This is a genomic window from Rhodanobacter denitrificans, from assembly GCF_000230695.2.
GTDB lineage: Bacteria > Pseudomonadota > Gammaproteobacteria > Xanthomonadales > Rhodanobacteraceae > Rhodanobacter > Rhodanobacter denitrificans.
This window is the reverse complement of sequence record NC_020541.1, coordinates 1411312-1430810: the sequence shown is the minus strand read 5'-3', so window position 1 is coordinate 1430810 and position 19499 is coordinate 1411312. Positions and strand designations below refer to the sequence as shown.

The 19499-nt window shown below is 68.9% G+C and carries 21 protein-coding genes; 7 read left to right on the top strand and 14 right to left on the bottom strand.

What is annotated here, in order from left to right:
- Position 1 precedes the first annotated feature (1 nt).
- Entirely contained in the window at positions 2–982 is a 981-nt protein-coding gene (locus tag R2APBS1_RS06375; RefSeq protein ID WP_015447290.1) for a chromate resistance protein ChrB domain-containing protein, read from the bottom strand.
- Positions 983–1064: 82 nt separating this feature from the next.
- Here R2APBS1_RS06375 and R2APBS1_RS06370 point away from each other — a divergent pair, with 82 nt between their 5' ends.
- Positions 1065–1517 carry a chromate resistance protein ChrB domain-containing protein gene (locus tag R2APBS1_RS06370; protein WP_015447289.1) on the top strand — a complete coding sequence of 151 codons (453 nt, stop codon included), beginning with the start codon at positions 1065–1067 and terminating at the stop codon, positions 1515–1517.
- A 25-nt stretch (positions 1518–1542) separates the two neighbouring features.
- On the top strand, positions 1543–2553 hold the full coding sequence (locus R2APBS1_RS06365) for a YncE family protein (RefSeq protein ID WP_015447288.1): 1011 nt from the start codon (positions 1543–1545) through the stop codon (positions 2551–2553).
- A gap of 137 nt (positions 2554–2690) precedes the next feature.
- Here the strand turns inward: R2APBS1_RS06365 and R2APBS1_RS06360 are convergent, their stop codons facing one another.
- The 11 genes from R2APBS1_RS06360 to R2APBS1_RS06310 form a co-directional block, all read right to left on the bottom strand.
- Entirely contained in the window at positions 2691–2906 is a 216-nt protein-coding gene (locus tag R2APBS1_RS06360) for a GDCCVxC domain-containing (seleno)protein (RefSeq protein WP_015447287.1), read from the bottom strand.
- 6 nt (positions 2907–2912) lie between these two features.
- The gene (locus R2APBS1_RS06355) at positions 2913–6086 is read right to left on the bottom strand and encodes an efflux RND transporter permease subunit (protein ID WP_015447286.1); all 3174 of its coding nucleotides are present in this window, start codon (positions 6084–6086) and stop codon (positions 2913–2915) included.
- The gene (locus R2APBS1_RS06350; protein WP_015447285.1) at positions 6083–7399 is read right to left on the bottom strand and encodes an efflux RND transporter periplasmic adaptor subunit; all 1317 of its coding nucleotides are present in this window, start codon (positions 7397–7399) and stop codon (positions 6083–6085) included. Before R2APBS1_RS06350 ends, R2APBS1_RS06355 begins: the two co-directional genes overlap by 4 nt.
- The gene (locus R2APBS1_RS06345; protein ID WP_015447284.1) at positions 7396–8667 is read right to left on the bottom strand and encodes a TolC family protein; all 1272 of its coding nucleotides are present in this window, start codon (positions 8665–8667) and stop codon (positions 7396–7398) included. Before R2APBS1_RS06345 ends, R2APBS1_RS06350 begins: the two co-directional genes overlap by 4 nt.
- Positions 8668–8748: 81 nt before the next feature.
- Positions 8749–9177 carry a hypothetical protein gene (locus R2APBS1_RS06340; RefSeq protein ID WP_015447283.1) on the bottom strand — a complete coding sequence of 143 codons (429 nt, stop codon included), beginning with the start codon at positions 9175–9177 and terminating at the stop codon, positions 8749–8751.
- Between the two features lie 61 nt (positions 9178–9238).
- Positions 9239–9691, bottom strand: a complete 453-nt coding sequence (locus tag R2APBS1_RS06335) for a DUF411 domain-containing protein (RefSeq protein ID WP_015447282.1) — start codon at positions 9689–9691, stop codon at positions 9239–9241.
- Between the two features lie 14 nt (positions 9692–9705).
- Positions 9706–10779 (bottom strand): c-type cytochrome, encoded by a 1074-nt coding sequence (locus R2APBS1_RS06330; RefSeq protein WP_015447281.1) that lies wholly within the window; start codon positions 10777–10779, stop codon positions 9706–9708.
- 9 nt (positions 10780–10788) lie between these two features.
- The gene (locus R2APBS1_RS06325; RefSeq protein WP_015447280.1) at positions 10789–11922 is read right to left on the bottom strand and encodes a copper resistance protein B; all 1134 of its coding nucleotides are present in this window, start codon (positions 11920–11922) and stop codon (positions 10789–10791) included.
- Positions 11919–13670: a copper resistance system multicopper oxidase gene (locus R2APBS1_RS06320; protein ID WP_015447279.1), complete on the bottom strand. Its 1752-nt coding sequence runs from the start codon at positions 13668–13670 to the stop codon at positions 11919–11921. Before R2APBS1_RS06320 ends, R2APBS1_RS06325 begins: the two co-directional genes overlap by 4 nt.
- A gap of 102 nt (positions 13671–13772) precedes the next feature.
- On the bottom strand, positions 13773–14120 hold the full coding sequence (locus R2APBS1_RS06315; RefSeq protein ID WP_015447278.1) for a hypothetical protein: 348 nt from the start codon (positions 14118–14120) through the stop codon (positions 13773–13775).
- Positions 14121–14267: 147 nt separating this feature from the next.
- A complete protein-coding gene (locus R2APBS1_RS06310) occupies positions 14268–14603 on the bottom strand; it encodes a hypothetical protein (protein WP_015447277.1) in 336 nt (111 codons plus the stop codon).
- Between the two features lie 164 nt (positions 14604–14767).
- Here R2APBS1_RS06310 and R2APBS1_RS06305 point away from each other — a divergent pair, with 164 nt between their 5' ends.
- The 4 genes from R2APBS1_RS06305 (at position 14768) to R2APBS1_RS06290 (ending at position 17898) form a co-directional block, all read left to right on the top strand.
- Entirely contained in the window at positions 14768–15682 is a 915-nt protein-coding gene (locus R2APBS1_RS06305) for a 23S rRNA (adenine(2030)-N(6))-methyltransferase RlmJ (RefSeq protein ID WP_015447276.1), read from the top strand.
- Positions 15683–15721: 39 nt separating this feature from the next.
- Positions 15722–16237 (top strand): Slp family lipoprotein, encoded by a 516-nt coding sequence (locus tag R2APBS1_RS06300; protein ID WP_015447275.1) that lies wholly within the window; start codon positions 15722–15724, stop codon positions 16235–16237.
- A 165-nt stretch (positions 16238–16402) separates the two neighbouring features.
- Positions 16403–17305, top strand: a complete 903-nt coding sequence (locus R2APBS1_RS06295) for a cation diffusion facilitator family transporter (protein WP_015447274.1) — start codon at positions 16403–16405, stop codon at positions 17303–17305.
- A 53-nt stretch (positions 17306–17358) separates the two neighbouring features.
- Positions 17359–17898 (top strand): DUF2058 domain-containing protein, encoded by a 540-nt coding sequence (locus tag R2APBS1_RS06290; RefSeq protein WP_007512856.1) that lies wholly within the window; start codon positions 17359–17361, stop codon positions 17896–17898.
- 4 nt (positions 17899–17902) lie between these two features.
- On the opposite strand, the gene R2APBS1_RS06285 is transcribed toward R2APBS1_RS06290, so the two are convergent.
- Together R2APBS1_RS06285 and R2APBS1_RS06280 are read right to left on the bottom strand one after the other, a co-directional pair.
- A complete protein-coding gene (locus tag R2APBS1_RS06285; RefSeq protein ID WP_007512854.1) occupies positions 17903–18295 on the bottom strand; it encodes a VOC family protein in 393 nt (130 codons plus the stop codon).
- On the bottom strand, positions 18292–18690 hold the full coding sequence (locus R2APBS1_RS06280; protein WP_015447273.1) for an MmcQ/YjbR family DNA-binding protein: 399 nt from the start codon (positions 18688–18690) through the stop codon (positions 18292–18294). Before R2APBS1_RS06280 ends, R2APBS1_RS06285 begins: the two co-directional genes overlap by 4 nt.
- A 197-nt stretch (positions 18691–18887) precedes the next feature.
- Here R2APBS1_RS06280 and R2APBS1_RS06275 point away from each other — a divergent pair, with 197 nt between their 5' ends.
- Positions 18888–19493 carry a GNAT family N-acetyltransferase gene (locus R2APBS1_RS06275; RefSeq protein WP_007512850.1) on the top strand — a complete coding sequence of 202 codons (606 nt, stop codon included), beginning with the start codon at positions 18888–18890 and terminating at the stop codon, positions 19491–19493.
- The last annotated feature ends 6 nt before the right edge of the window (positions 19494–19499 follow it).

Genomic DNA, 19499 nt, shown 5'->3' with positions numbered 1-19499 from the left:
ACTATTTCCGCGCGCGCTTCGGCTTCACGTGGGAGTCTTGGGCGTAGGCGGCGTAGAGGCTGTCGAGTACCGGTGCGATGGCTTTCAGGAGCGCATCATCGTCGGGCTGGGTGGTGCGGGCACCGGCCATGATCGCGGCGAAGCCCGCTGCCTCCGGTACCGGCACGCCACCGACGTCGAGGTAATGCACGAGCGCACCAAGGCGGGCGAGACCACGGTCATCGCCCAGGCCGAAGCTGGCCAGCAGCACCTCGAAGGTCACACGCGCACCAAGGTGCGTGAACGTTGCGCCATCGAAGTCAAAACCAAGCGCGTCCTTCGGGCAGCTCGTGGTGGTCTTGAGCCATGCGAACTTCGCCTTGCGGTCGATGAACCGCCGGATGAGCCACGCGGAGGCAACACGGTCGATCCACAAATGTTCGCGGGTTGCCCACAGGCGCCCGCGGTACTGCGCCGGATCGCAACGCGGCACCTTGCCGTGCAAGGCATGGGGCTCATCCGGCGAGAAACGCGCATTCAAGGCAGCTTCGGCGTCAATCAAGGTGCTTTCTACCTGACGGCGCGGCGGCCCAGGAAAGAAGTCGATCTCGACCAGAGCGGCGACGTCGCGACGCAGCATGGCGAGTTCTCGGCGCGCCTCAGCCTCTTCCAGAGTCGCCAATCTGGCCTGCAGCGCACCGAGCTGACCGAACAACTCGCGGTATTCATTGCTGCGATCGAACAGCGCCATGAGCGCGCCCTGCTGCACCTCGTCCCGGCTATCGAAGGCGATGACTTGCGCGGTGCCGTCGGCCGCGATGACCTCGGCGGCCTGCTCATCGAACACGGCACGTGCGTTGTCGGCCTGCGGCAGAACATATACGCCATCGCGCATGGCGCCGGCGCCTGCCGCCTTCAGTGCCCGCCACACCCGCATGCGGGTTGTCTGCGTCTGCCCGGGCAAGCTGCTGATGAGCATCAGCCATGTCGTGGAATAAGCCATGTAGCTTACACTACAATAATGTTATACTCTCTACAAGAATCTACATACCTAACAGGCGCCCCGTCCTACGGAGGATGCGGCCATGCAATGGGTGACACGAGAACGTCCCAAGATCGACCGGATCGCCTGTCCCTGGTTGATCGCCCGGTTCATCGATGCGACGCCCGAGTTTCTGTACGTACCGACGGCTCAGGTATTCGCTGTCGCAGAGGCGACGGGTGCCGTTCCGTATGACATTCCAGGCGCGGAGCTGTCCCACGAGGGGGAGTTCTGCAGTTTCGATGCGTTCCTCAAGTGCTACGCCCTCGACGATCCCGCCCTGTCGCAACTCGCCGCGATCGTGCGTGGCGCGGATACCTCCCGCCCCGATCTGACGCCGCAATCCGCCGGGCTGTATGCCATCTCGTTGGGGTTATCGCGGGTGTTCGAGAACGACCACGACATGCTTCAACATGGGCTGGTGATCTACGACGCGTTGTATGCCTGGTGCAAGCACGGCCAGGGTGAAGCGCATCGCTGGCCACCGGGTTCCTGATCTTGCCGATATGGACGGAGTACCCATGAATGCATTGAGCGTGTTTCGCCATCTCGGATCGTTGGTGGCCCTCTTGTGTGCAGCCACCGCCTGCGCCAGTGCGGCCGGCCCCGGTAACTTGCCGCTCGCCAAGGTGACGGATGTGCCCCTCGGCGGCGGAACCACACGCCTGGACTATGAGAGCTACGATCCAGGCCGGCGCTTGCTGTTTATTGCGCATCTGGGCGATAGCGCTGTAATCGTGTTCAACACCCATACGCAACGGGTAGTGGCACGAATCCCTGACCTCAGCAAGGTCCACGGCGTGTTGGCGATCCCTGAACTGGGGCGGGTCTACGCCTCAGCCACCGGGACCAACGAAGTCGTCGCCATCGACGAGGACAGTCTGAAGGTCGTGGCACGTGCACCGGCCGGTGTCTACCCGGACGGCATGGCCTATGTTCCGGACCTTCACAAGATCTATGTCTCCGACGAGCACGGTGCGACCGATACGGCGATCGACGTGCGCACGAACCAGCGCGTCGCGACGATTCCGCTCGGCGGCGAGGTGGGCAACACCCAATACGATCCCGTCTCCAAACACATCTTCGCAAACGTGCAGACGCGGCAACAGCTGGTCGAGATCGACCCGGCAACCGACAAGGTAGTCGCCCGCATCGACCTGCCGGGTGCGAAAGGGAATCATGGCCTGCAGATCGTGCCGCAGCAACGGCTCGCATTCATCGCCTGCGAGGACAACCACAAACTGCTGGTGCTGGACCTGACGAGCCGCCGCGTCACGGCCTCCTTCGAGATCGGCGACGATCCGGACGTGCTTGCCTACGATGCCGGCAAGGGCTGGCTGTATGTCGCCAGCGAATCGGGCGTGGTCTCGCTGTTCTCCGTGACGAGAACGGCTGTGACAAAGCTCGGCGAGGGCATGCTTGGACCGGATGCGCATGTGGTCGCCGTCGACCCGGCCACTCATCGAGCCTACTTTCCGCTCAAGAACCTGCAGGGACACACGGCGTTGCGCATCATGCAGCCGCGCGCCTGAGGACTGTCGGCATGGGGTGGCCGGCAATGGCTGCCAGCAGCGGTTCGATCAGATGGGACAGGGCCGGCTCGCCGGTCCAGCCCAGCGCCAGCGACGACCGCGTGATGCCGAGCTGGGTCGCGGCAGGCTCCCGACCACTAACCGCAGCAGGACTTCTGCTGCTGGACCGGCGGGCACGGCACGCTGCCCCAGGAACAGAACACGCAACAGTCGCCGGGCTTGGGCCGCAGCAGTTCGCCGCAGCCGGGACAGTCGTAGAAGAACTGGCAGGCGTCGGTCGGCATGGTTTCGGTGGCTTGGTGGCCGCAATGCGGACAGGTCAGCGTGCTGCGCAGGATGGGTTCGCTCGTCATGGGTCTTTACCCTACTCCGCTTGCACCTGCTTGATCGCTGTCATCACCGGCCCGACGCAGCCGGCGCAGCACCAGCAGGCGGAACGCGGCGGGGATGACCAGCATGGACAGCAACGGCGCGGTGAGCATGCCGCCGATCATCGGCGCGGCGATGCGCTGCATCACTTCGGAGCCGGCACCGTGGCCGAGCAGGATCGGCAGCAGGCCGGCGAGGATCACCGCCACCGTCATCGCCTTCGGCCGCACGCGCTGCACCGCGCCTTCGCGGATCGCCTCGTCCAGCTCGGCCGCACCCGAGTGCGGATCGGCTGCCAGCTGGCGGTCCCACGCGTGGTGCAGGTACAGCATCATCACCACGCCGAACTCGGCGGCGACGCCGGCCAGCGCGATGAAGCCGATCATCGTCGCCACCGACACCGCATGCCCCAGCAGCCAGACCAGCCACAGCCCGCCGACCAGCGCCAGCGGCACGCTGGCCATGATCAGCGTCGCCTCGCTGATCCGGCGGAACACGGCGTAGATCAGCACGAACACGATCAGCAGCACCACCGGCACCACCAGGGTCAGCCGCTGCGTCGCCTGCGCCAGGTATTCGAACTGGCCCGACCACGCCAGCGTGATGCCCGGCGGCAGGCGCACCTCGCGCGCCACCACACGTTGCAGATCCGCCACCACCGCGCCGAGGTCGCGGCCGGCGGTATCGACGTAGACGTAGGTCGCCAGTTGGCCGTTCTCGCTTTTCAGCATCGGCGGCCCAGCGACTACCTCGATCTCGGCCACCTGCCCCAGGGTCAGCTGCACGCCGTTCGCCGCGACGATCGGCAATGCCTTCAATGCTGCGAGTGAATCGCGCTCGGCCCGCGGGTAGCGCAGCACGATCGGATAGCGCTCGCGTCCGGCGACGACCTCGCCAACCGGCTCGCCGCCGACTACGGTGGCAATCAGCTGCTGCAGCTGCTGCTGGGTCAGGCCATAGCGCGCGGCATCGACCCGGCGGATGCGCACGTCGACATAGCGACCGCTGGCCGCCCGCTCGGCAATGGCCGAACCGACGCCAGGCACCTGCCGAGCCACTGTCTCGATGCGATCGGCCACCTCCTGCAATGTCGATGGATCGGAGCCGAGCACCTTGATGCCGATCGGGCTCTTGATGCCGGTAGCCAGCATGTCGATGCGGTTGCGCAGCGGCGGCACGAACAGGTTGGTCAGGCCCGGCACGCGCACCGCCCGGTCCAGCTCCGCCTTGATCCTGTCCATCGTCATGCCCAGTCGCCACTGGCTCTTTGGTTTGAAGGTGATGGTGGTCTCGAACATCTCCATCGGCGCCGGATCGGTGGCGGTGTCGGCACGGCCGGCCTTGCCGAATACGTGGTCGACCTCGGGCACGCTCTTGATCATGCGGTCGGTGAGCTGCAGCAGCTGCGCCGCCTTGCCCGAGGACAGCCCCGGCAACGCGGTGGGCATGTACAGCAGCGTGCCTTCGTCCATCGCCGGCATGAATTCGCTGCCGAGCCGGCCGAGCGGCAGTAGCGCGGTGAGCAGCAACAGCCCGGCCAGCGCCAGGGTCGTTTTCGGGGAGCGCAGCACCGCTTCCAGGATCGGCCGGTACAGCGCGATCAGGCCGCGGTTGAGCGGATTGGCGTGTTCCGGGCGGATGCGCCCGCGGACCAGGTAACCCATCAGCACCGGCACCAGGGTCACCGCCAGCCCGGCCGCCGCCGCCATCGCGTAGGTCTTGGTGAACGCCAGCGGCTTGAACAGCTTGCCCTCCTGCCCCTGCAGCGCGAACACCGGGATGAAGGACAGCGCGATGATCAGCAGGCTGACGAACAACGCCGGGCCCACTTCGGCCGCCGCGTCGGCGACCAGCGACCAGCGTGCCGTGCCTTGCGGCTCCTTGCCGTCGTGCGCATCGCGCCAGTGTTCCAGGTGCTTGTGCGCGTTCTCGATCATCACCACCGCCGCATCGACCATCGCGCCGATCGCGATGGCGATGCCGCCGAGCGACATCAGGTTCGCCGTCACGCCTTGCAGGTGCAGCGCGATGAACGCGACGAGCACGCCCAGCGGCAGGCTGACCACCGCGACCAGCGCCGAGCGCAGGTGGCCGAGGAACAGCACGCAGACCAGCGCGACCACCAGGAATTCTTCCAGCAGCTTGCCCCACAGGTTGCTCACTGCCGCATCGATCAGCTGCGCGCGGTCGTAGGTCGGCACGATCTCGACGCCGGCCGGCAGGCTGTGCTGGAGCTCGGCGAGCTTGGCCTTGACCGCCTCGATCGCGGCCTTCGCGTTCTTGCCCGAACGCAGCACGATGATGCCGCCGGCCACTTCGCCCTGGCCATCCAGCTCGGCGATGCCGCGCCGGAAGCTCGGCCCGCGCCGCACCGTGGCGACCTCGCCAAGCAGCACCGGCACGCCAGCCGCGTTGGTGTCGACCGGCACGCGCTCGAAATCCTCGCGGCTGCGCAGATAGCCTTCACTGCGCACCATCAACTCCGCCTCGCCCTGCTCGATCACCGAGCCGCCGCCGGCGCCGTTGGCCGCGCGCACCGCGTCCGTCAGCTGCGCCACGGTGATGCCGCGCGCGGCCAGCGCCGGCGGGTCCGGCACGATCTGCCAGGCGCGTTCCATGCCGCCCAGGCTGGCCACTTCGGCCACGTCCGGCACCGTCTTCAGCTGGTAGCGCAAAAACCAGTCCTGCAGCGCGCGCAGTTCGCCGAGGTCGTGCTTGCCGCTGCGGTCGACCAGCGCGTACTCGTAGACCCAGCCCAGGCCGGTGGCGTCGGGACCCAGCGACGGGTTGACCCCGGCCGGCAGCCGGTCGCGCACCTGGCTCAGGTACTCCAGCACGCGCGCGCGGGCCCAGTACAGATCGGTGCTGTCGTCGAACAGCACGTAGACGTAGGAGTCGCCGAAGAACGAATAGCCGCGCACCGTGCGCGCGCCGGGCACCGACAGCATGGTGGTGGCCAGCGGATAGGTGACCTGGTCCTCGACCACCTGCGGCGATTGCCCGGCCCAGCCGGTGCGGATGATCACCTGGGTGTCGGACAGGTCCGGCAAGGCGTCCAGCGGCGTGCGCAGCAGCGAGAACACGCCGGCCGCGGCCAACGCCAGCGCGGCCAGCAGCACGAACACGCGATTGGCAACGGCGGTGCGGATCAGGGCGGCGATCATGGCTGGCCTCCGCTCGGCATGGCGTGCCCCGCATGCGCGTCATGCGATGTCGCCGGAGGAGCGGCACTGGCCGCCGCTGCGGGTACCACCTGCTCCGCGCCGAGACGTTCCAGCGCACCGGACAGGCTCGCCTCCGAGTCGATCAGGAACTGGCCGGAGACGACGACCTTCTCGCCGCCGTGCAGCCCATCGAGGATTTCCGTGTAGCCGTCGGCCGAACGACCGGTGCGCACGGCCAGCGGGCGGAAGCGACCGCCCGCCTCCGCCACGATCACCCGCGTCTGCGCGCCGGTGGCGATCAGCGCGTCGCTCGGCACCACCGGCACCGCCCCGCCTTCGGCCGGCTGCAGTTGCACGGTGGCGAACAGACCCGGACTCAGCCGGCCGTCCAGGTTGGCCAGCACGATGCGTGCGCGCTGGGTGCGGGTGGCGCTGTCGACCTCCGGCAACAACGTTTCCACGCTGCCGCGAAACACCTGCCCGGGGAACGCATCGACCGTGACGGTGACCGGCGTTCCTGCGCGCACCGTGCCGGCGATGGCCTGCGGCAGCGATGCCTCGACCCACACCGTGGCCAGGCCGTTCAAGGTCATCAGTGTCTGCCCGGCGCCGACCCGCTGCCCTTCGCGCACCTCCAGCGCAGTGACCGTGCCGGCCTGCGCTGCGTGCAGCGTGATCGGGCCGGCAGCATGTGCCGCGCGGATATCCGCGGCGGTGAGGCCAAGCACCTGCAGGCGCTCACGCGCGGCGCGGCGCAAGGCCTTCGCGTCGGCCGACTGCGCGCCCTGCAGCGCGTCGTACTCGGCCAGCGCGCTGCTCCACTGCGGCGCCAGCAGCTCGGCCAGCGGCTCGCCCGCCGCCACCCTGGTGTACGGCGCGCGCACGTGCAGCTGGCTGACCACCGCATCGACGCGGGCGCTGACCGTGATCGCCTCGCGCGGATTCCACGTCACCGTGCCGGGCACGTGCAGCGTGGTCGACAGCACACGGCGCTCGACCGGCACGATACGCACGCCGAGGTTCTGCACGGTGGCCGGGTCGATCCGCACGACGCTCTCGTCAGCGCCGCCGCCGTCGGCGTAGCGGGGCACCATCTGCATGCCCATCGGCGACAGGCCGGGCTTGTCGAAATGCTGTTCCGGCAGCATCGGGTCGTACCAGTACAACACCTTGCCTGCGTCGGCGGCTGCAGCCGTCGACGCAGGCGTGGACGAGGGCGCGACCGCGGCCTGGCGACGACCGCCGAGGTAGCCGGCCACGAGCAGGGCCGCCGCTGCGGCAACCGCGGCAAGAACGATCAGCGGACGCTTCATGGCGTCACCTCCGGGGGCAGCAGATAGGCAAGCGAAGCCCACAGCCGCGCATGCGCAGCGAGCGCGTCGGCATAGCTCAGGCGCAGTTCGATCTCGGCGCGGCGGGCATCCAGCCACGGCTGCAGCGGGCCGCCGCCGCGGTAGCCGGCCAGCGCGATGTGCGCGCGATCGCGTGCCAGCGGCAGCAGCGTCTGCCGATAGCGTGCGATCTGCTGCTCCCAGCCCTGCCACGCCGCCAGCGCCCGCGCCACCGCCTCGCGCTGGGCGCGGCGCGCGTCCTCGTGATCGGCCTGTACGGCGTCCCACTGGGCCTGGCTGGCGCTGATGCCACGGTCCTGCCGGTTGCGCGTGAACAGCGGCAGGCTGACACCCACCTCCAGCATCACCATGTCCGACAGGCCCGGCGCGCGTCGGCCGTAGCTGGCGCTCACGCTCCAGTCCGGATGCCTGGCGGCGCGCGCGCGGTCGAGCGTCGCCCGCGCCAGCTGCTCACGCGCGGCCCACGCCTGCAGCGGCGCCTGCTGGTCGATGCCGGTCAACAGGCGCTCGGCCTGCACCGGCAAGCGGCTGAAATCCTGCGTCGCAGCGAGCGCGCCGGGCGACACCCCCAGCCAGCGCTGCAAGCCGGCCTGTGCGGCCGTCCGGTCGGCGTCGACCGCGGCCAGTCGATTGTCCAGCGTGGCGAGCTCGGCCCGCGTCGCCAGCGCATCGACCGCGCTGCCTTCGCCCCCATGCAGGCGTGCCTGGGCGAGCCGCGCGGCCAGGCTGGCCTCGTCGTGCAACTCGGCCAGCAGCGTACGCTGCCGCTCGACGGCCCACAGCTCGATCCAGGCGTCGGCGATGCGCTCGCGCACGCTCTGCGCGGCAACCACGCCTTCGGCCTGGGCCGCACCGATCCGGGCGCTGGCCAAGGCACGCTCCGCGCGCCGTGCGCTGCGCGACGGAATGGCCTGCATCACGCCGACCGTGCGCTCCGTCATCTCGTCCGAACGTAGACTGAAGGCGCCCGGACCGGTGACGGGAACATTGGCCAGGCCGAACGTGAGCACGGGGTCCGGCAACTGTCCAGTCCGCGCCGCTTCCTCGCGGACGGCGGTAGCGTCGGCGGCACGCGCCTCCAGCTGCGGCGCGCGCGCCAGGCCTTCCTGCACGGCCGCTTCCAGGGTCAGCGGTGCTTCGGCGGCAAAGGCCGCCACGGCCATGGCCCCGCCCAGGAGCAAAGCCAACCCCGCCACCATCGGGCGCCGGGTCAATCGCATGGACAACATGGGTGAATACTCCGTCGATCTGCAAAGCGCGCCGCGCCACGCGGGCACGACGTCCGTCGGTGGATACCGCGACGGGTCAGATCAAATCAGGAGCGAGCAGAACAACAATCGGGGGACGGGTGGCGGCGCCTGCAGGCGGTCGTGCCGTGCCAGGCTCCGCTGCGTCGGTGACGCCTCCGCGGCCACCGACGGCGACTCCGGCGGCAACGCGGCCAGCATGCTGACCGGCACCGTAGCGCTGCGCGCGTCGACTTGGGTGGCGTGGTCGGGCTGGCAGTGCTGGTGGCACAGCGGGTCGACCGGCGCCGCCGGCATTTCCGCACAACCGTCGCCCATCGCCGCCATCGACGACGAGTGCACCGCCACGGCCACCGCGGCCAGGCCAGCCGACGCCGGCGTGCTGACGCAGACATACGCGGCCACCGCCACCTGCTGCCACGACAACAGCAGCACCACCAGCCACGCAAGGTGGCGGCGGGTGACCGGGCGGAGGCGGAAGGCGCGTTTCATCTCACGGGCACTGTAGCGCCAGGGGCAGCGGCGTCATTGATGCGGATCAAACCGGCGGCACTCACGCACCCGGGCCGTGCGTCGCATAAACGCGGGTCGAGCCGTCGCGGCCGATCAGCACCACCTCGTAGCGCTCGGACCTACCCGTATCCATCCCCGGCGAACCCATCGGCATGCCCGGCGCGGCCAGGCCGATCGCGTCGGGCCGTTCGGCCAGCAGGCGACGGATGTCCTCCACCGGCACGTGCCCCTCGACCACGTAGCCGTCGATCACCGCGGTGTGGCAGGACATGGCACGGGCTGGCACGCCGAAGCGCGCTTTCACCGCCGCCATCGGCTGATCCTGGTGCACGCTGACGGTGTAGCCGTGCGCGCGCATGTACTCGACCCATGCGCCGCAGCAGCCGCAGGACGGGTCACTGTAGACATCGAACGCGTTCGCCGCCAGCGCCACCGGCGCGAACAACATCGCAAACAGCAGGCTGATGCCCGCGCGGGAAAGCCAACGCTTCATCGTCATTCTCCTGGTCATTCTGCTGGCACGGGGGCGGTTTCCCACTGGACGGACACGATCTTCCAGCTGTCGCCATCCTTCCTGAGGTTGAGCATCTCGCGGCTGCGCAGCATGGCCGGCTTGCCCTTGATCGTGGCCTGCAGGTCGCTTTCGCTGCCGACCATCGCGGTGTCGCCCATCGGCATCGAGCCCAGCGAGACCGGCGTGATCCGCGCCGTTTTCAGGAAGGCGATGTCCTCGCCCAGATGGCCGCCCGCGTATTCATCGCGGGACTCCGTGCGGCCGCCCTCGCTGATGCTGGCGTCGGGCGCCAGCAGGGCGAGCACCGCCGCACGGTCGCCGCGCTGCAGGGCCGCGTGGAAGGCCTGCGCCGCGGCCTCGGCGGCCGGCGCTGCCTTGGGCTGCATTCCCGCAAGCGACAACGGCGCGGCCGCCGCGGAGCTGGCGGGCGTCGCATGCCCGTGGTCGCCCTGCGCCGATGCCGCATGGCTGTGGCCGCCATCCTCGCCCATGTCCATGCCCGCCATGGTGCCGCCGCCATGCGCGTCCTCGTCGGCGTCGCCATGGCTGTGCATGTCCTCGTCCGGCGGCGCCTTCGCCACCATGTCCCTGTACTGCGCGGGTGTCATGCCGGGCAGCTTCTGCAGGAACGCCACCATGCTCCAGATGGTGGCGTCGTCGTGACTGGCGCCCCACGCCGGCATCGCGCTCATCTTGATGCCGTGCTTGATCACCCAGAACGCCGCGCGCGGGTCGGGCCGGAATTTCGCCAGCTCGGGCGGCTTCGGGTACAGGCCGGGGCGCATTTCGTTTTCGGCCATGCCTGGTGCCAGGTGGCAGCCGGTGCACATCGCCGCATACTGGCCGGCGCCCTTGAGGATCAGCGGCGGGTCGTCAAGCTTGGGCACGACGATGTCCTTCGCGTGGTGCGCGATCGAACGTTGGCGCAGCGCCTGCATCAGCGCGTAGACCGGTTTCGTGTGGTGGGCGTCGGCACCGATGTTGTAGACGCCGGACCCGACGAAGGCACCGACGCCGGCGATGACGACGACGCAGAGAATCATGACGGTGATGATGGCTCGTTTCATGGGCTTTCCTCAGAACCAGATGCGCAGGCCGGCGACCCATTGGCGGTCGAAAACTGCTTGATGATCGGCACGGGCGAAATCGGCCGTGGCGCCGAAGCGGCGCGTCCAGACTACGCCGATGTATGGCGCGAATTCACGCCGGATCTCGTAGCGCAAGCGCAAGCCCAGCTTCGCGTCCGAGATGCCGCTGCCGATGCCGCGTGCCGGGTCGGACTTGCCGTGCAGGTTGACCTCCAGCTCCGGCTGCAGGATCAGCCGCTGGGTGAACAGCAGTTCGTAGTCGGCACGCAGGCGCGCCGCGCTGCGGCCGGCAGGCCCGGCATAGGCGGTGGCCTGGATTTCGAACCAGTACGGCGCCAGGCCCTGCACGCCGAACGCGGCCCAGCTGCGCCGCGGGCCGGCGCCGAAGTCGTGGCGCACACCCAGTTGTGTACTCCAGAACGCGGCGACGGCGTGGTCCCACAACGCCTCGACCTCGCCATCGTCAAGCCTGCCGCCAGTGCGCTCGCCCTCGCTGCGCAGCCACAGCTTGTCCGCGTCGCTGCCGTACCAGCCTGCGCCTTCCCACGACTGGCCGTTGCCGTCGCGGCCGTGAAACGCTTCGAGCTGATCGACCAGCAGCATGCCGGCCGGCGCGCTGCCGTGCATGTGCAGCGCGTGCGCGGGACTGGCGGCGATGCCGTCGGAATAATCGCCGCTGCGTGCGTCCGCCGGCGCACGGCCGCCCGGCATCGGCTCCATGGCCCTGTCCGGCATCGCTCCCGTGTCGTATGCCGCGCCATGGTCCATCCCTTGCATCGAGCCGTGGTCCATCGGCGGCATCGCGCCATGGTCCATGCCGTGCATGGGGTGCGCGCCGGCGGGCGCAGCAGCCGGCGTGGCGGGGACGTGCGGCTTCCTCGCCTTCTTGACCAGCGTCTTCGCCGCCGGTGGCGCACTGCTGCCGGCGCTGGCCGGCATCGCCATGCCGTGCATGCCGGCGTGATCCATGCTTGGCATCGCGCCCATGTCCACCGGTGCGGTGCTGCCCGCCGAAGCCGGCGCGCTCTGCGCCGCTGCCGGCAGCGGCAACGCCAGCAGCAGCGCGGCCAGCAGCGCCGAACGGAGCGGAACGATCGAGGTGTCGCGACGAGGCGTCTTCATGCCACCACCACCTCGCGGAACATGCCCGCCTCCATGTGGTACAGCAGGTGGCAGTGGTAGGCCCAGCGGCCCGGCGCATCGGCCGTGACCGCATAGGTGATGCGCTGCGCCGGCTGCACGTTGATGGTGTGCTTGCGCACCTGGAACTGCCCGTGCGGATTCTCCAGCTCGCTCCACATGCCGTGCAGGTGGATCGGGTGGTTCATCATGGTGTCGTTGACCAGCACGATGCGCAGGCGCTCGCCGGTGTTGAAATGGATGGGCTTGGCGTCGGGGAACTTGATGCCGTCGAACGACCACATGAAGCGCTCCATGTTGCCGGTCAGATGCAGCTCGATCTCGCGACCGGGTTCGCGCGCGTCGAGCGGGCCGCCGACGGTGTGCAGGTCGGCGTAGGTCAGCGCGCGGCGGCCGTTGTCGCGCAGGCCGATGCCCGGGTCATCGAGGTTGCTGCGCGGCGTGTCGACACGCATGTCCACGCCGGGGCCGTATTCGGTGCGGGCATGACGCACCACCGGTGCGGGACTGGTCGCCATGCCCGCCACGCCGCCATGCTCCATGCCGGGCATCGCGGCGTGGCCGCCGCCGTGGTCCGCATGCGACATCGCGCCCATCATGTCCTGCATGCCCAGCCACAGGCGCCGGTCCAGCGCCGGCACCTCGGCTTCCATGCCGGCACGCGGCGCCAGGGTGCCGCGTGCGTAGCCGCTGCGGTCGATGGATTGCGCGAACAAGGTGTACGCGCGCTCCTCCTGCGGCTCGACGATGACGTCGTAGGTTTCGGCTGCCGAGATGCGGAATTCGTCGACCGGCACCGGCTGCACGTCCTGGCCGTCGGCGGCGATCACCGTCATCTTCAGGCCGGGAATGCGCACGTCGAAGATGCTGGACGACGAACCGTTGATGAAGCGCAGCCGGATCTTCTCGCCGGGCCTGAAGATGCCGGTCCAGTTGCCGGCCGGCGTCGTGCCGTTCATCAGGTAGGTGTAGGTGTAGCCGGAGACGTCGCCCAGGTCGGTCGGGTTCATGCGCATGGCGTTCCACATCCGGCGCATCGCCAGCGTCTGGCGCAGCCCCTTTTCGCGCACATCGCGGAAGAAATCCGGCACGGTCGGCTGGGCGAAGTTGTAGTAGTCGCTCTGCTTTTTCAGCCTGGCGTAGATGCGCGCGGGATCCTCGTCGGTCCAGTCGTTGAGCATCACCACGTAGTCGCGGTCCGCGGGGTAGCGCTCGCGGCCGGCCGGCTCGATCACCAGCGGGCCGTACAGCGCGTTCTGCTCCTGGAAACCCGAATGCGAGTGGTACCAGTAGGTGCCGCTCTGGCGCAGCTGGAAACGGTAGACAAAGCTTTCGCCCGGCGCGATGCCGTCGAAACTGAGGCCGGGCACGCCATCCATCCGGAACGGCAGGATGATGCCGTGCCAGTGGATCGAGGTCGGCACGCGCAAGCGGTTGCTCACGCGCAGGTTCACCGTGGTGCCCTCGCGCATGCGCAGCAGCGGACCGGGCACGCCGCCGTTGACGGTGGTCGCCGGCCGCGCCACGCCGTTGAAGTTGACCGTGGCCTCGACGATGTCGAGTGCGAACTCGGTGCCGCCGAGCACGCTGGGCTGGCCGGGGCTGGTCAGCGCCCAGGCATTGGGCGGGCGCAGCAGGCCGAGGCCGGCCGCCGCGCCGCCCAGGGCCAGGCCCTGCACGAAGCGCCGCCGCGACAGATCGGCCGCGGGCGGTGGGGAAAAGGGATTCACGTGGGCATCCTTCGGTGGAGGCATCGGCAGTCGACACCGGTCACGGGCCGCCTTCACGTTCACCGTCGGGCGAGCGTGAAGGCGTGGTCGCAGTGCGCGGAATCAGCCGGCGGGCGGCCGCAGCGGCGGCGCCTGCACGACGCTGGGCGCCGACGCGAAGGATGTCGAAACATGCCAGGGTTCCGGTGCCACCGGCACCAGCCCGGCCAAGGCGAACGCCGGCAGGATGCTGCCGCACGCCGCCGCACAGTAGGCCGAACCCATCGAGCCATGCGCGTCGTGGCCCCGGTCGCCGCAACAACCGGACCGATCGGCCATGGCGCGGTCGCCATGGCCGGCGAGCTGGGCGACGGTCGACGCGGGCGCGGCTTGAAGCGCGCCACCAACCGCCCCGCGCGGCATGCCGTGCACCGGCGCCAGCGCGAGGATCAGCCACGCCAGCCAGGCCATCGCCCGGAAGGACGGCAAGCATGCGGCGTGACGTGGCGAGCGGCTCATCGGCACAGCATAGGGGGCGTGCCGATGGGCCTCAACCCTGGACGCGGCTCCATCGCGACACGACCGAGGCCCGCCGCGGTTCGTCCGCCACCGGGCGAACTACTGGGTATAGCCCATGTGCAGGGTGATCTTGTCGCCGGCCTTCAGGTTCGCCACCGACGCCGGCGGGAAGTGCACGCGCAGCGACATGCCGGCCGAGCTCACCTCGACGATACCGGTCTTGCTGTCGACCGAGCTGACCGTGGCAGGCATCATGTGCATGCTGCCGTTCTTGTTGTGGCGCATCATCTTGTGATGCATGCCTCCCATCTGGCCCATGCTGCTCGACGCCGGCGCCGGCGCCATGCTTCCGCTGTCCTGGGCACTGGCTGTGCCGAACGCCAGGCAAAGGCCGAGGGTGGCCGTCGAAACGATGATTTTCGGCGAGAACGTCATGATGATTCTCCGCGCAGATGGACGGCCGAAGCGGCGTGCCTGGCCGGTTGCAACACTGCAACAGGCAAAGCCTGCGCCGGTCGATGTGCAGGAAAGGTTACGTGCTGCGACGGGGAGCCCGCTGCCGGCCTCTATACTGGGCTCCCCCGCCCGCCGTGACCGCCATGAATTATCGCCACGCCTATCACGCCGGCAACTTCGCCGATGTCCTCAAGCACGTCGTGCTGCTCGCGCTGGTCGAGGCGCTGCAGGCCAAGCCCACGCCGTTCTGCTACATCGACACCCACGCCGGCAGCGGCAGCTACCCGCTGGAAGGCTTCGAGGCGAAGAAGACCGGCGAGCACAGGGACGGCATCGCGCGCCTGCACCCGGCCGAAAAGGTGCCGCCGCTGCTCAGGCGCTGGCGCGACGGCATCCTCGGCGGCGAGGGCAACGAACAGGGCCTGAAGCACTACCCCGGCTCGCCGCTGCAGGTCGCCCGACTGTTGCGCCCCGGCGACAGCGCCCAGCTGTGCGAACTGCACGTCGAGGAAGCGGCGAAATTGCACGAGCTGTTCCGCGGCAATCCACAGGTGCACGTGCACCAGCGCGACGGCTACGAGGCGCTGAAGGCGCTGCTGCCGCCGAAGGAAAAGCGCGGTCTGGTGCTGATCGACCCGCCGTACGAGGCGCAGGAGGCCGAGTACAAGCTGATCGAGCAGGCATTGAAGTCGGCCCTGCTGCGCTGGCCCACCGGCGTCTACGCGGTGTGGTACCCGATCAAGCTGCGCAGCCAGGTGCAGCCGTTCCTGCGCAAGCTGCAGCACAGCGGGGTGAAACGCATCCTGCGCGCCGAGCTGCTGGTGCATCCGGACGATTCGCCGCTGCGCCTCAACGGCTCGGGCATGGTCATCCTCAACGCACCATGGAACCTCGACGACACCCTGCGCGAACCGCTGCGCGTGCTGGCCGGCCTGCTCTCGCAGGATCGCCCGGCCGAATGGAAGCTGGACTGGCTGCTGGACGAAGCCGGCAGCCAGCTGAACACGCCCAGCCCGCTGCCCGCCTCGCGACTACCGCGGTCGCCGGGTCGCCGCTAAGCTCGACGCACCCGCCAGCGTTCCTCCAGGAGCACGACCATGCGCAGCCGCCCCGCCTCCCTGCTGATCCGCCTCGCCGTACCGGCCGCCGTGCTGATGCTGGCGGCCTGCGCTCCCGCACCGATCTACAAGGCCGGCGCAGCCACGGTGACCGCCGCACCGTTCCAGGTCGCGCAATCGCCGGAGAAATTCAGCAGCAGCGAGGTGATCTGGGGCGGGCGTATCGTGCAGGTCAAGGTATTCGCCGACCACAGCGAGATCGAACTGCTGGCCTACCCGTTGGATGCCTCGCAACGCCCGAAGGCGAACGACAGCGGCAACGGCCGCTTCATCGCCGTGATGCCCGGCTACGTGGAGCCGCTGGACTACCCCGCCGGCGCGCTGATGACGGTCAACGGCAAGCTCAACGGCAGCCGTGCCGGCAAGGTCGGCGAAGCCGACTACGTGTTCCCGCTGGTCAGCGTGGCGCAGTCGCATGTCTGGACCGCCGAGGAAATGAACAAGGGGCGCAACAACGTGCACTTCGGCGTGGGCCTGGGCGTCGGCATCCGCTGACTTCCCCCCGAACCCGGAACGCCCTCGCCTCCCGTAGGAGCGCACCCTGTGCGCGATGCCTTTCGTCACGTGACGAAGAGCATCGCACACAGGGTGCGCTCCTACGGCGAATCCTCATCGCATCGGGTGGCTTACACTTCACGGCCATCGTCGAAGGAACTGCACATGTCAGGTCACGCCGCCAACCCGGTCAAGGCCATCTTCCTCGCGCTTGGCGCCAACTTCGCCATCTTCGTGGCCAAGCTGGTCGCCGCTTTCGTGACCGGCTCCGGCGCGATGATGGCCGAGGCGGTGCACTCGCTGGCCGACTGCGGCAACCAGGGCCTGCTGCTGCTCGGCATCCGCCAGGCGAAGCGGCCGCCGTCGGACGAGTTTCCGCTGGGCTGGGGCCGCGCGCTGTATTTCTGGTCGTTCCTGGTGGCGATACTGCTGTTCAGCGTGGGCGGCATGTTCTCGATCTACGAGGGCGTGCACAAGCTCACCAATCCCGAGCCGCTGAAATGGCCGTGGCTGGCGCTGGGCGTGCTCATGTTCGGCATCGTGGTGGAGGGCATCTCGATGCGCGGCTGCCTGCAGGAAGTAAACAAGGCCCGCGGCACGCAGGACCTGTGGACGTGGTTCCGCGAAACCCGCTCCAGCGAACTGCTGGTGATCTTCGGCGAAGACCTGGCCGCCCTCGTCGGCCTGTGCCTGGCCGCGCTCGCGGTGGGCGCCACCATGCTCACCGGCAACCTGATGTTCGACGCCGCCGGCACCATCGCCATCGGCGCGCTGCTGATCGTGGTCGCGGTGCTGGTGGCGATCGAGGTCAAGGCCTTGCTGATCGGCCAGGGCGTGGAGCCGCGCCGCCGCGACGAGCTGCTGGCGTTCCTCAAGGCCCGCCCCGAAGTCGCCGAAGTGCTGAACCTGATCACGCTGCAGATGGGTGCCGACGTGATGGTCGCAGTGAAGGCGCGCATGCAGCCCACCGCCAGCCTGATCGACGCGATCAACACCGTCGAGGCGGCGATGAAGGCCGAGTTTGGCGATGTGCGCTGGAGCTTCTTCGAGCCGGACAACGCGGACTGAGCCGCCGCGGCATACTTCTCCCGTTCCCCCGCAAGGCATTCCCGGCAAGTCCCATGCGCAACCCTCTCCAGGAACAACTCCTCAAAGCCGGTCTCGTCAACAAGGCCAAGGCGGCGCAGGTCGTGCGCGAGCAGGCGAAGAAGCACCAGGGCAAGGCACCGGTGGCGCCGAGTGCCGAGGAACTGGAAGCGCGGCGGCTGCAGGCGGAGAAGGCCGAGCGCGATCGCGCGATTGCTGCCGAACGCAATGCGCAGGCGCGCGCGAACGAGGCGCGGGCGCAGGTTCGCCAGATCGTCGAGGCGCACAAGGTGAAGCGCGAGGGCGAGATTGCCTATCGCTTCACTGACGGCGACAGGATCAAGGACGTGCTGGTGAACGAACCGCTGCGCGCGCAGCTGGCCGCCGGCACGCTGGTGATCGTGCGCTACGGCGAAGGTTACGAGCTGTTGCCGCGCGTGGCGGCCGACAAGATCCGCGAACGCGATGCGACGATGATCGTGCTCGACCACGGCCGCACCGAAGCCGGCAGCAGCAGCGGCGCGGACGACGAGTATTACCGGCAGTTCGAAGTGCCGGACGACCTGATCTGGTGACGCCTCAGCGCTTCGCTTCCAGCAGATCCCAGCCGTTGCCGTACAGGTCCTCGAACACCGCCACCGTGCCGTAGGCTTCGTGCCGCGGCTCCTCGCGGAAATGCACGCCTTGGGCGCGCATGCGCTGCCAGTCACGCTGGAAGTCGTCGGTGTGCAGCAGCAGGAACACGCGGCCGCCGGTCTGGTTGCCGATGCGCGAGGCCTGCTCGTCGCTATTCGCCTTGGCCAGCAGCAAACGCGTTTCGCTGGAACCGGGCGGCGCCAGCAGCACCCAGCGTTTGCCGCCGCCCAGGTCGGTGTCCTCGACCAGTTCGAAGCCGAGCGCGCGGGTGTACCAGGCGATCGCCTCGTCGTAATCGGCGACCAGCAGCGCCAGGGCGCCGAGATGCTGTTTCATTTCCTTGCCTTGACGGTCGGCAGCGGCCCCAGTGCCGCCTGCAGTTTTTTCGTCAGCTTCGCGCGCACCAGCGTATAGGCATCGAGCACGAATGCCTCCAGCTCCGCCGTGGCGAAGCGCTGCGGCTCGACGATCGAGATCCAGTGCGCGCGCGCCAGGTACGGCGCGGGGATGATGCCGGGCTGGTCGGTGAGTTCGAGGAACCGCTGGTCGGCCACCTTGCATGACAGCCGGCCGCCTTCGCTGCCGTCCGACGGCATCACCGCGAACATCTTGCTGCCCACGCTGAACACCCTGTCGACGCCCCACTTGGTATCGCGGCTGACGCCGGGCCAGTGGCCGCACAATGCATCCAGCTGGGCGGCGCTGAGACCGTGCTTCGCTTGGCGGGTCATGCGGTGCTCCGGGAAAATCCAGCCCGCATTGTGCGGGGCGGGGCGGCGCCTGTCTGCCCGCGTGGCCACCTCCCGTGCTGCAACATCGGTCCGCCGGCGTGGGCGCCGTTGCCATGCATCCGCGGCGGTTCGCCACGAGCCCCGTCATTGCAAATTCATGTTGCATTGCACACAATACGCAAAAGTACGGACCTGCCATGATCCCCGCCATCGACTTCGCCGCTCCCACCCGCTACGCCTCGCTGCCGCCACGCGCCAGCGAGCGCTTCGCGCGTCCGCGCGTGCGGCCCGCGCCGCGCGGCGAACAGGTACGTACCGAGGACGGCCGCGAACTGGTGCTGCGCATGATCGAGCCGGGCGACGTGGCGGCAATGCAGCGCTGCTTCACCCGACTGTCGCCGGAGGATATCCGCCGCCGTTTCCTGCATGCGATGTCCGAGTTGCCGACGCCGATGGCGCAGCGGCTGTGCCGCATCGATTCCAAGCTCGAGACCGCCTACGTGCTGATGGACGAATCCATCAAACCGGCCGAGATGCGCGGCGTGGGCCGGATCTACGTGGACGAGGCCACCGACAGCGCCGAGTTCTCGGTACTGGTGGAGCACGACTGGAGCCGCCGCGGCTTGGGTGCCCTGCTGATGCGGCACCTGGTCGAAGACTGCCGCCGCCGCGGCCTGGCCGAGCTGTGGGGTTACGTGCTGCTGGAGAACCGGCCGATGCTGCAGCTGTGCAAGGAGCTGGGCTTCGCCCAGCGGATGCTGCCGGACGAGCCGGGCACCGCACAGATCACGCTGAAGCTGTAGAAACGC